General features: G+C 33.6%; 6 protein-coding genes. All 6 read left to right on the top strand.

Translation table 11 applies throughout. The features are described from left to right. Positions 1-106 precede the first annotated feature (106 nt). The 6 genes from GKZ86_RS08130 to GKZ86_RS08105 all read left to right on the top strand — a co-directional run bounded on the left by GKZ86_RS08130 (position 107) and on the right by GKZ86_RS08105 (position 13,828). Entirely contained in the window at positions 107-3,700 is a 3,594-nt protein-coding gene (locus GKZ86_RS08130; protein ID WP_154782615.1) for a SusC/RagA family TonB-linked outer membrane protein, read from the top strand. Positions 3,701-3,710: 10 nt separating this feature from the next. Further along, complete coding sequence (locus GKZ86_RS08125) at positions 3,711-5,117, top strand: RagB/SusD family nutrient uptake outer membrane protein (protein ID WP_154782614.1); 1,407 nt, start codon at positions 3,711-3,713, stop codon at positions 5,115-5,117. Between the two features lie 63 nt (positions 5,118-5,180). Continuing rightward, positions 5,181-7,178, top strand: coding sequence for a TlpA disulfide reductase family protein (locus GKZ86_RS08120; protein ID WP_154782613.1), 1,998 nt, complete (start codon positions 5,181-5,183; stop codon positions 7,176-7,178). Between the two features lie 22 nt (positions 7,179-7,200). Continuing rightward, complete coding sequence (locus GKZ86_RS08115; RefSeq protein ID WP_154782612.1) at positions 7,201-8,595, top strand: S9 family peptidase; 1,395 nt, start codon at positions 7,201-7,203, stop codon at positions 8,593-8,595. A gap of 181 nt (positions 8,596-8,776) precedes the next feature. Continuing rightward, the gene (locus GKZ86_RS08110) at positions 8,777-10,798 is read left to right on the top strand and encodes a protein-disulfide reductase DsbD (RefSeq protein ID WP_154782611.1); all 2,022 of its coding nucleotides are present in this window, start codon (positions 8,777-8,779) and stop codon (positions 10,796-10,798) included. Between the two features lie 213 nt (positions 10,799-11,011). Beyond that, complete coding sequence (locus GKZ86_RS08105; protein WP_154782610.1) at positions 11,012-13,828, top strand: pitrilysin family protein; 2,817 nt, start codon at positions 11,012-11,014, stop codon at positions 13,826-13,828. Positions 13,829-13,847 lie beyond the last annotated feature (19 nt).

Raw genomic sequence — 13,847 nt, 5'->3', positions numbered from 1 at the left:
ACTTCACAAAAAAAGCCCAAAGCGTTCGAGCGCCTTGGACTTGTGTAGTGTAGTTCTAAATAAAATTTAAACCGATTCTATTATTAAACTAACCGATTCAAATGTAATGAATTTTTTAACTAATCAAAAATTAACTAAGTTCCCGGGTTCAGAACCACAGGGCACATTGAAAGCTAAAAAGACAAGCTATTTAAAATATCTTTATATTTTATTTTTCCTCTTTTCTGCCTATTCAGCAACAGCACAAACTGCAAATACGGTAACTATTGAAGGAACTAATCTTAGTTTCCAAAAAGCATTTGCAAGCATTACAAAACAAACAGGATATGTTTTCTTTTATAATGTCAAGATATTTGAAAATGCAAAAACAGTAAACCTAAACATTCAAAAGAAAAGTGTTATTGACGCATTAAATATACTTTTTGAAGGTCAGCCATTTTCTTATAGTATTCAGGACAGAACAATTGTAGTAGCCTCAACTGCAAAAGAAAATAAAGGCACAGGCTCGATCGAAGTTCACGGTAGTGTTATCAATAGTAAAGGCGAACCTTTTCCGGGAGTAAACGTTTGGGTTACAGGAACCAGAGTTGGCGCCATTACTGATTTTGACGGTAGTTTTGTTTTACACAACGCACCGGCAAACGGAAAAATTGAAGTTTCAGGATTAACGATAGAAACCAGTAAATTAGATATTGACGGTCGGTCCAATCTTATAATTACTGCAAAAGAAAAAGTATCTGTAATGAGCGAAATTGTCGTGAATAACGGATATCAAAAAATTTCAAAAAATCGTTCAACAGGATCTGTTTCTGTAATTACATCAAAAGATTTAGAAAAAATTCCGGTATCAAACGTAATGCATCAGTTAGAAGGTCAGGTTGCAGGTTTGGCAATTGATATTGAGGATTCTGATAACTCATTTGTTTACAGTAATTTATTTGGTTCAAATCAAGGTAACGGAAGTTATAATTTTAGAATCAGAGGTCAGTCTACCTATAGTGCGAACAGTATGCCGTTGATTATTTTAGATGGTACTCCAACCGAGTTAGACATCAGAACCATAAACCCAAAAGATATAGAGAAAATAACGTTTCTGAAAGATGCTGCAGCAGCTTCTATTTATGGTGCAAGATCTGCTAATGGTGTTATGGTAATCGAAACTAAAAAAGGCAGAAAAGGAAAAACCAGATTTAGTGCTTCTCAAAATTATGCCATTGCTAATAAAGCTTCTTTATCAAGTTTACCATTAATGAATTCTTCTCAGGTTTTAAATCTGGAGCAGGAATTAGTAGATAAAGGTGTAATTGCAGATCCTGCAGCCGCAGCTGGTAGTTTATACTATTCAACACCAATCAGCCAGGGAGTAGAGTATATGTTTCAGGAAAAAAGAGGAACAATTACAACGGTTCAAAAAAATGAGCAGCTTGATATTTTAAGAGGACGAAATAATTACGATCAGGTAACACAATATTTGATGCGTCCATCAGAGTCAAATACGTATGATTTTTCTTTTAGCGGAGGCGAAAATGATTATTCCTATTTTACATCAGCATCTTTTTCTAACGAAAAAACACAAGCGATTGGTACTGGTGGTAAACGTATGACTTTTACTGTAAATCAGGATTTTAAATTGTTAAATTACTTAAAAGTAAGTACAAGTTTAAAAGGCTCTTTTTTTAATTTTTCTCAAAACGGTATAGGATTAACGCCATTGGCATCTTCATTAACTACTTATTTACCTTATAATGAAATAGTAGATAATGCAGGAAATTCAGTATCATACGACAGACGTTTTTATAGTGCTGATACGCAAAGATTGCAAAGTCAGGGTTATTTACCATGGACATACAACTATATAGATGAGTTAAATAATGCTGATACAAACTTAAAAGAGCAAAATTATTCGGCTAATATATCAGTTACCGCACCTTTATTAAAAGGTTTAGATGCTGTAGCAACTTATTATATTGAAAAATCTAATCTGGACAACAATAAGTTCTCTAACGCCAATACTTATTTTGCCAGAGATATGGTCAATCTGTATACTTATCTTGATCCGTCTACAAATGAGCTTGTTCACGGAGTTCCGTTAGGAGGAATTAATCAGAGTTCAAGGTTTGGTAAAGACAGTTATACAGGAAGAGGCCAATTAGTTTACAATACGCTTTTGGCAAATAAACATTCGATAGATGTTCTTGGTGGAATCGAGTTTAGAGAAACAAAAGAATCGAACCAGACAGGTACATTATATGGATATAACGAAACCTCGCAAACTTCTATAGATCTTCCTTCCAGTACTCCTAATACTATTTATGGATATGCTACGGGAGTTAGTTATAATAATTCATTAAAAAGCCAGACACGCCGCTTTTTATCGTATTACGGAAATGCATCGTATACGTATGATAATAAATATACGCTTTCAGGAAGTGCACGTTTAGATGATTATAACAATTTTGGTGTAGATAAAAGTTATAGAAGAACACCTTTATGGTCTACAGGTTTTAAATGGAATATTACGAAAGAAAATTTCATGAAAAACGCAACGTTATTTGATAATTTAAGTTTTAGAGCAAGTTACGGATACAATGGAAACATTAGTTTAACGACATTTCCTTTTACTAATATTTCTCTGGCAGATGTTGACAGGTATTCACAACAGCCTTATGCTTTTGTTTCGGCGGCAGCCAATCCGGCATTGCGTTGGGAAAAAACAGGTATAATGAATTTTGGTCTTGATTTTACGATGTTTGATTATCGTATAAATGGAACTATTGAATACTATAAAAAAAATAGTAAAGATTTAATTCAGGAATTTCCGGTTTCTCCTTTTTATGGAGTTCCAAACAGCATGTTAGTAAGAAATGCATCGACTTTAGAAGGACATGGAATTGATTTTAATTTAAATGCAATCATCGTTAGAACCAAAGACTTTGAATTTAATTTAAATTTAGTTACCTCTTATAATACGAACGAAGTTACAGATTCAAGATTTTCGAATTTTACAAATATCCTAAACGGATCAGGAAGTACAGCACCAATTGTTGGTTACGGAACCAATAGTGTTTTTGCCTTTAGAAATGCAGGATTAAATAATGCAGGATCTGTTCAGGTATATGATAAAGATGGAAATATTGTACAGGCAAATACAACCCTGACCAATATTGAAGATATGAAATACATGGGAACTTCTACACCTAAATATTACGGAAGTTTAAGTGCTAATTTAACCTATAAAAAGCTTTCTCTTTATCTTTTAGCGACATACAAATTAGATTATGTATTGTTTAAACCATCATTTGATATGTATGTAGACAGATACGGAAGCTTTAAAGGATATGATTTAAATTCAGAAATCGATCAACGATGGAGAAATCCGGGAGACGAAGCAACAACAAACGTTCCTGGAGTAAGAGGAATGTCTGGCTACAGTTATGCACGTTACAGATTTAGTGATGATCGCGTAATCGATGGTGATCATATTCGTTTCAAAGAAGTTTCATTAAAATATGATTTATCAGAACTTTTTGCTAATACTTTTATTGATAATGCTTCATTGACATGTTCTGCAAGAAACTTAGGAATTATATGGAGAAAAAACAACGATAATATCGATCCTGATTTTTTACCTCTAACGGGCAGCCAAATGAAATTACCGCCAACGGCAATGTATTCAATGGGATTCAATTTTAATTTTTAAAAGCGGCAACATGAAAAAATATTTAATATATATAGGCGTTTTATCTACACTTTTAACAAGCTGTGATAATTATGTAGACATTAAAACAGAAGGTAAATTAATTCCAGAGGAAACAGTAAATTACAGATACCTTTTGCAGGGAGCAAGTACATTTAATTACACTTACGGTTTAGTTGATGTAGCTTCAGATGATATTGTAATGCGTGATGACCATGCAGCATATTTTGATAAATATTATTCTGGTTCGGCTTACTATAAGCCTTATGTACAGACTTATAAATGGGCAGATGAAATTATTCCTGTTGGAGAAAGAGACAGTGATATGAATTCATTATACTCCTCATTGTACACTTGTAATGTAATTATCTCTGAGGTAATGACCAGCAAAAATGGAACAGATGCAGAACGTTTAGCGATAAAAGGAGAAGCACAAGTACATAGAGCTTACATATTTTTGAGCTTAATCAATGTATTCGGAAAAGCCTATGATCCGGCAACTGCTGCTACAGATTTAGGAATACCGCTTTTAACAACGCCAACTGTAACTGAGAATATTACAAGAGCATCAGTAAAAGAAGTTTATGATCTTATAGTAAAAGACCTTACAGAAGCAATTGCATCAGGATTAAAACCGGTAAATTCAGGAAGAAGCGTATGGTTTCCGTCAAAAGCTTCTGCTTATGCACTTTTGGCAAGAACCAATTTGTACATGGGCAATTATCAGGAAGCATTGCAAAATGCAGAAGCAGCATTAGCATTGCAAAACAACTTGCTTAACTTAGAAGATTATCAAACTACAGGAGATTATTCATGGCCAAGAACTTTTCAGGATACTGAAAATATATTAGCTAAAGAATCAAATACTTATATGTATGCACCAACGGTTTTATCATTAAGTGACGAATTATTAAATTCATTTGACACCAAAGATCTTAGATATCAATTATATACAAGATCATTAAACACAATGACATACGGATCGCTTCCTCAAGGAAGAGCTTATTCTAAAGAATTTTTATCTGGTGATGGCCGTAATGCAGGACCAACAGTTCCTGAAATGTACGTAATTAAAGCAGAATGTGAAGCCAGAGCAGGAAATGCAGGAGCAGCAATGACTACGATAAATACATTAAGAAAAAAACGTTTTAAAGCAGCAGATTATACAGACTTAATAGCTGTTGATGCAAATGACGCCCTAATTAAAGTTTTGGCTGAACGCCGAAAAGAATTAATGGGAAGAGGCGGTTTCAGATGGGCAGATTTAAAACGTTTAAATAAAGACCCACGATTTGCAAAAACGATTACACATACATATCTCGATCAAACCTATACTATTGAGCCGGGCGGTAATCGTTATCAATTTCCTTTTGCTACTATTTATTTTGATTATGCACCAGATCTAAAACAAAATAATTAAAACATAAAATTATTTATAGCGCGCCTAAACCTACATAGGCGTGCTTATAAAATCAAAAAAAAAATGAAAATACTAAAAATATTAGCGCTTTTTATAAGTGTCAATGCATCTATGTATGCGCAGGATCAAACTAAAATATTTGATGTTACGCCAGAGCTGCCAAAACCCGGAACCGAAATCACCATTACTTATGATGCAACAACAACTATCCTTAAAGATGCAAAGCAAGTTTCAGGAAGACTGTATATGTATGATAATTTTAAATGGAATATTAGCGATATTACTTTAAAACCTGCCGGAGATAAAAAATGGCAGACAAAAGTAAAACTTTCAGATCATGCAGCATTAATTACGTGTGTTTTTACATCTGATACATTGGTAGATAAAGGAGGTAAAATTACCTACAGCTGGATGTTGCAGGCATCTCCCGGAGCTTATATTGGCTGGGGAATGTTGCGCAGTCCTGTTTTTGCAGATGAAGTGCCAAATATTGTTGAAGAATCATCTCATATTAAAGATTCTGTAGTAGTAATGTGGGTAAATTATGAATTACAATATCATCCGGAAAGCCGTAAAAAGATTTTTTACAATGCTTTAAAAGTAGCTCAAATTGTGAGAGGCGGTGATTTTTCTAATCGTATCAAAAAAGAAGTCCGATTTATATTGACAAACGAACTGGATAATCAAGATCAATATAATGTTACAAGAACACTCAATTTATTAGCACAGCCAGCAAATAAAATTTTTACAGATTCAGTACAGGAAGTATTGCTTAAAAAATATCCAAAAGGAGTTTTAGCACGCGATAACGAGATTAAAAAAATGTTCTCTGAAGCTGATTTTGACAAAAAAATAAAACAGTACACAGAGTTTGAAAAGAACTTTCCAAAAGAAAAATTCTTAGATGTTACTACCGATATTGAAAATCTTTACAACGATAAATTATTTAAAAGCATCGCCTATAATTATATTGTAAAAAACAAAGACTACAATTTTGCCATCAACAGCGTTAAAAAAGTTTCTTTCAATCTTTTATTAGATTACAGCTGGCATTTGGTAAGTATTCCTTTTGACAGAGATCGTGAGGGCGCAGAAGCAGCATCAATAGAAACACTGAAAAAATATGCCGATGCAATTATTGCAGAAATGGAAGCGAGAGAAGCTTATGTTCCAAAAGAATATACGCAAAAATTATCATTGAAAGAATGGCAGGAACAAGCATTAAAATATGGTGCAAGAGAATATTTCACGTATGCTAAAATTTTAGAAATCTTTAAAGATTATAAAGGAGAGAAAAAATATTTAGAAAAGATAAAACCTATTTTAAGCTACAAAGATGCTACTTATAATGAGGTTTATACCAAAATGCTTTTGAGAGAAGGCAAAACTGCCGAAGCTAAAGAATACATGGCAATTTGTATTAAAGAAAACAATACAACGCCGGCAATGTTAGCTTCTTTAAAAGAAATTTATTTAAAAGAAGGTGGAGCAGCAACTGGTTTTGAAGCTTATTTAAATTCACTGAAATCTCAGGATAATATTCAGGAACACAAAAATAAACTGATTTCAGAATTAATTAATTTACCAATTGAAAGCTTTGATTTAGAGAGCTCTAAAGGTGGAAAAGTGAAATTAAGCGACTTAAAAGGAAAAATCGTTGTACTTGATTTTTGGGCAACCTGGTGCGGACCTTGTAAAAATGCAATGCCGGGAATGCAAATGGCTGTTAAAAAATATCAGGAAGATGCAAACGTAAATTTTTACTTTGTAGATACTCAGGAATATATCAAAGATTTTAAAGCACAAACACAGGCTTTCATCAAAGAAAAAGGATATGATTTTACCATTCTTTATGATGGAAAAAATTCAAAAACCGGAAAGTTTGATGAGACCTATGAAAAATATGCAAAAGCATTTAAATTTTCCGGAATTCCACAAAAAATGATTATTGACCAAAACGGAAAATTAAGATGGCAATCTACAGGTTATTTTGGTAGCCCAAGCGCATTAGCCGATGAGATTTCGATCATTATAGAATATTTAAAAGCCGAGAAAAAATAATTTAGTTAAAGATTATTATAAAATGAAAATTGTTAATTTTTTATATCTCAGCATTTTAGTATTGTGCTGTCAGATAGGTTTTTCACAAACCATCTGGCAGGGACAATACCATTCTTATAGAATTGTTTTGTCTGGCGATTTAAACAGCAAAAACCTCGATTCTCTTTTATTGAATATTCCTGAATTAGAAATAAAAAATAAGGTAGCAGTAAAAGTTGTTTCAGATAGTGTTTCATTTAAAAATGAAATGTATGGTTTCTCCTTTAAAGGAAAATACAATGCAGACAAAACAGCGCTAAATGGAGTTTTTAATAATTATTCGATTCCAAATGCAGCTGTTATTTTAAAGAAACAAACTGAAATTCAGCCTGTATATTTTGCACAACATCCTCAGAAACCATATCCGTATGAAGTTAAGGATTTTACCTTTTCAGGGAAAAATACCAAACTCACTTATGGCGCAACATTGACAATTCCGAAGAACAAAAAGAAATATCCGCTTGCTATTTTAATTTCAGGAACCGGACAACACGATCGCAATTATACCTTTATGGGAAGAGAATCGTTCACGGTTTTAGCAGATTATCTGGCGCGAAACGGAATCGCTTCGCTGCGCGTAGACGATCGCGGATTTGGTAAAACAACCGGAGATTTTGAAAACGCGACAACCGGAGATTTTGCTGATGATATTGAGGAAGAAATTGCCTGGCTAAAAAACGATAAAACGGTAGATGCTTCACATATTGGTTTAATCGGGCATAGCGAAGGCGGCATGATTGCATCAATTGTAAGTTCGAGAAACAAAGATGTAAAATTTATGATCAGTTTATCCGGAGTAGGAGTAAGCGGACTCGAAATGCTAAATCTTCAAAATACGGCGATTTTGAAAAGTTTTAATTTTTCAGATGAAGTAGTTGCCAAACAAATGGAGTTATACAATATTCTTTTCAAAGCAGTTTACGATACAAAAGACGATGAATCTACAAAACCTGTAATCGAAGAAAAAATGAAAATCTGGATGCAGAAACAAGATTCAGTAATCTTAAAAAAAGTACAATTGTGGGATGGCCGTGATCAGACTTTTTTATACCGATATTCTAAAGATGCAGACAGAAAGTGGTATCGCTACACCATTCATTACAATCCCGAAGATTATCTGCCAAAGATTACAATTCCGGTAATGATTGCAAATGGAGAAAAAGACATTCAGGTTCCTGCTTTAGAAAATATAAACTCATTTAAGAAATATCTTAAAACGAAAGACCTGACAACCAGGATTTATCCGGGATTAAACCACATGTATCAGCATTGTATCATCTGTACACAGAAAGAAATCAAAGATTTAGATGAGGTTTTTGCACCGGAAGTTCTCGATGATATTTCAAAATGGATTTTGGCTCGTTATAAAAAGTCTTAGTTTGTTACCGTGAGCGAAGACGTTGTCACCCTGAGCGAAGTCGAAGGGCGCTACAATTGGCACCCGGGCTTCGACTCCGCTCAGCCTGACAATGCTTATTTGTCATCCTTCCTCCCTCAGGATGACAAAAATGAGAAAATAACATAAAATCTGAACTTTAAACTCAGCAAACTTCCAGAACATGAAAAAAATATTTTTGATTGTCGCAATTTTCTTTGCGATACACAATCTTACTGCCCAAATTTACGATCCCGTATCGTTTAAAACCTCTGTAAAAGTACTAGACAGCAATAATTATGAATTAATTATTACAGCTCAAATTGAAAAAGGCTGGCACATGTATTCTCAAAAAGTTCCAGCAAACGGACCAATGCCAACGAGTTTTGTATTTTCAAAATCTAAAAATTATACAGCTAAAGGCGGCGTAATTGAACCAACTGGTCACGAAATTGATGATCCGGTTTTTGGAATCCGAATCAGGCTTTTTGAAACCAAAGCTGTTTTTACACAAAAAATAAAACGAAAAAATAACGAAGCATTTCGCGTAAATGCAACAATCGAATTTATGGTTTGCAACGATCAAAGTTGTTTACCGCCAAGCGAAAGAGATTTTGTTTTTGAAATTCCAAAAAGCGATGTAAAGCAGGAAACAAAAGTTATTGCAGAAGTTGAAAAAACAGACACAATTGCAACAGTAAAAGAAGATACCGTTAAGACAGAAGTTCCTGTAAAAACAGAAATCAAAAAAGACAATGCTGTTACAAAAAACACGGACAAACCGAAAGATCAAAATATTTGGAGTGTATTTATTTTGAGCTTTTTAGGAGGTTTGGCAGCCCTGTTAACACCTTGCGTTTTCCCGATGATTCCAATGACTGTTAGTTTTTTTACCAAGCAAAGTAAAAATAAAGCAGCCGGAATCAGAAATGCTCTATTATACGGTTGTTTTATCATTATTATTTATGTGGCTTTAGGAACATTGGTAACCACAATTTTTGGTGCAGATGCTTTAAATGCTTTAGCAACAAATGTCTTTTTTAATTTAATTTTCTTCGGATTATTGGTCGTTTTTGCGGTTTCATTTTTGGGCGCTTTCGAGATTGTTTTACCAAGTTCATGGCTGACCAAAGTCGATAATAATTCGCAGAAAAGTGGCGTAATCGGCATATTTTTTATGGCATTGGCTTTAGCGATTGTATCATTTTCATGTACAGGACCAATTGTTGGAACATTATTAGTTCAGTCGGCAAGTCAGGGAGGTTTAGCACCAATTATCGGAATGTTTGGGTTTTCATTGGCGATTTCTTTGCCTTTTACACTTTTTGCCGCTTTTCCGGGCTGGATGAATTCATTGCCTAAATCGGGCGGATGGTTAAACTCTGTAAAAGTGGTTTTAGGCTTTTTAGAATTGGCTTTAGCTTTTAAATTCTTGTCTAATGCAGATTTGGTTTTACAATTGCATTTACTCGAAAGAGAAACATTTCTGGCAATTTGGATTGCTATATTTAGCGCTTTGACATTGTATTTATTTGGAAAAATTCAGCTTTCGCATGATTCGCCTGTAACACATCTTTCTGTTGGAAGATTAAGTTTTGGAATCGTCGTTTTAGCTTTTACCATTTATTTAATTCCGGGATTATGGGGCGCACCGCTGCAATGGATTAGTGGATTTCCTCCTCCAAAACAATACAGCGAATCGCCAAACGGAATCGGAATGTCGGCAACAACAAACAGTACTGAAGCTTTGCCGGAAGGCGCAGAAGAAGGTCCGCAAGGAATCACCGTTTTTCGTGATTATGAAACCGGATTGGCTTATGCAAAAAAGGTAAACAAACCCGTAATGTTAGATTTTACAGGATTTGCCTGTGTAAACTGCCGTAAAATGGAAGAACGTGTCTGGCCTGATCCACAAGTTTTATCACAATTAAAAAATGATGTAATCGTAATTTCATTATACGTTGATGATAAAAGGCCACTTGCTGAAAACGAACAAATTATATCAAAAATATCGGGCAAGAAATTAAAATATATCGGCCAGAAATGGAGTGAATTTCAAATTCTGAAATACAAAACAAATGCACAGCCATATTATGTTTTAATCGATCACAAAGGAGAAAATTTGAATATGCCAACGGCTTATAATCCGAATATTGAGTTTTATACGAATTGGCTTAAAGAAGGAGTTGGGAATTTCAAAAAGTGATTAAATAGTTGTTATGTATAATTATTTTATTGGGTACAGTTTTGTCATCCTGAGGAACGAAGGATCACACTAGTGACTCGACAAAGATTGGCGATTATTGAAACGGAGCTTCTAGTGTGATCCTTCGTTCCTCAGGATGACAAAAAAATACCAAAAATTTCTAAAAAAAACTTAAAATAGCCTTCAGTAAACCACAAAGAAAAAAAATATCAAATGAAAATTTTTCAATCAAAATACCTGCTTTTTATTCTTTTTATCGGATTAAAAAGTACAGCACAATTTTCGACTACGATTCCGTTAAACGAAGAAGTAGCATCGGGAACATTAAAAAACGGAATGAAGTATTATGTGCTTCATAATGAATGGCCTAAAGATCGTGTGAGTTTTTACTTTGCTCAAAATGTGGGAGCAATTTTAGAAAATGACAATCAAAATGGATTAGCGCATTTCCTGGAGCACATGGCTTTTAACGGAACTCAAAACTTTGAAGGTAAAGGCATTATCGATATGCTGGAGAAAAAAGGAGTTCGTTTTGGTGCCGATATCAACGCTTACACGGCGCAGGATCAAACGGTTTATAATTTAAGCAATGTACCTTCTACAGATGCTAAATTAATCGATTCCTGTCTTTTGGTATTGCACGATTGGTCTGGTTTTCTCTCTTTAAAAGATACTGAAATTGATGCTGAACGTGGCGTAATCAGAGAAGAATGGCGCACGCGACGCAACTCAGAATTCAGATTGCGTTTAGAGACAGACAAAACACTTTACAAAGGTTCTAAATATACCAAAAGAGATGTTATTGGCGATTTAAATATCATTAATAATTTTGATTATAAAGTACTTAGGGATTATTATAAAAAATGGTACCGACCAGATTTACAATCTGTTATTGTAGTTGGAGATATTGATGTAAAAGAGGTTGAACAAAAAATCATTGCTCTTTTCCAGACTATAGAAATGCCTAAAAATGCAGCTGAACGTTATTATGTTCCTGTTCCTAAAAATAAGGAAATGGAATATGTTCTGGCAAAAGACAAAGAAGCGCAGGAAACCTCGATTGTTCTTTATTTTAAAAGGGATTTTGATAAAGTAAAAAATAATGAAACGATTAAAAGAGATTTAATCAATTCGTTATGTGCCGATATGATGAACAGACGTTATCAGGAATTTATTCAAAATAATGAAACTGCTGTTCTTAATATGGCGACCGGAGCTTCAGAAATTTCCAGATTAACAGATTCTTACAGTTTGTATGTTGTTCCTAAAAACAATAAAACAAAAGAAGGTTTCAAAGAAATGATGATCGAAACAGAACGTGCAGTTCGCTATGGATTTACGCAGAAAGAACTGGATCGTAACAAAGAAAGTATTTTAAGTTATTACGAAGATTTACTTCAAAATAAAGACAAAATAAACAGCGATGAATTGTCTGAAGAATTAGTGAATTACTTTTTGAAAGCAACTCCGTTTGAAAGTGTACAAAAACAATATGAGAACATAAAAAACAGATTGCAGGCTATTACAATTTCTGATGTAAATGAAGCCGTTAAAAAACTTCAAACTGCTGACAATGTAGTTTTAACGGTTACAGGGCCTGACAAAACAGGTATTATTTATCCATCAAAAAATGATTATGTAACGATCATAAAAGAGGTAAAGGGAATGCCTTTGGAGAAATATAAAGAAACCATTACTGATGAACCTTTAATTAAAGAAGAACTGAAAGGTGCAGTAGTTTCAAAAGAATTTGCGGTTGCCGGAATCACTGGAGCAAAAGGTTATGTTTTAAGTAATGGCGCAAAGATTATTTTGTATCCAACAACTTTGGCAAAAGATGAAGTTTTGTTTTCGGCTTTTAGCAAAGGAGGAAATTCTTTGATAAAAGCAGAAGATATTCCGTCTTCGCAAATTGCAGTTGGTTTGGTAGAAAATTCAGGTTTAGGTGCTTTTAGGAGTACTGATTTACAAGACAAACTCAACGGGAAAATTGTAAATCTGAAACCTTATATAACAGAATTAACAGAAGGTTTTAAAGGTTCAGGTAATCAAAAAGATATCGAAACTTTACTGCAATTGCTTTATCTGTATTTTGAACATCCGAGATTTGATAAAGATTCGTACGGAAGAATGCTGACCGGTTTTAGTAATTCATTAGAAAATACATTAAATACGAATCCGAAAATTTTTCAGGATACAATTTCGCAACTGACTTCAAATCATAACAAAAGAGTTCCGCTTTTTAATAACGAATTTATAAATCAATTGAGTTTCGAAAAAGCATCAGAAATTTATAAAGAAAGAATTCAGAACGCTTCAGATTTTACTTTTGTTTTTACCGGAAATCTTCCTGAGAATACACTTTCATTAATTGAAAAATATATTGGAAGCATTTCATCGGATATCAATAAAAAAGAAAATTTTGCAGACAATCATATCGAACCGGCTGCCGGAATTTCGAAACAATTATTGGTTCGGGAAATGAATGTTCCAAAGGCAAGTGTTTATATCAAATTTGTAAATCAATTTCCATACACTTATAAAAATGGTTTCTGTCTTTACATTTTATCTGAATTATTGTCTAAAAAATATCTGGATTTAATTCGGGAAGAAGAGGGCGGAAGTTATGGCGTACATGTGGGATCATCAACAAGTAAACTTCCTAAAGATGAATATTCGATGACTATAAATTTTGACAGTGATCCTGAGAAAGAAGAAAAGCTGACAAAAATTGTTTACGAACAAATCGATTTGATGCAGAAAAAAGAGGTAAAGGAAGAAGATATTCAATCGATTAAAAACACGATATTAAAATCGAGAGCAGAGAAAGTTTTGACAAACGGATTTTGGCTCAGCAATTTAAATAATATGATGTTGAACAACGAAGAATTTAAAGACGATGTTATTTACAAGAAAACGCTGAACGAAATAAACGCTGAAGATTTGAAAGCTTTTGCAAAACAGTTTTTTACAGCACCAAAAACAGTTGAAGTAATTATGAAATCTAAAACGAAAAGCACTTCAAAATAATATCGAATTGTTTCAAAAT

This window comes from Flavobacterium sp. LC2016-13 (assembly GCF_009707955.1).
Lineage (GTDB): Bacteria > Bacteroidota > Bacteroidia > Flavobacteriales > Flavobacteriaceae > Flavobacterium.
The sequence above is the reverse complement of the archived record's forward strand: the minus strand, read 5'-3'. Positions and strand labels throughout refer to the sequence as shown.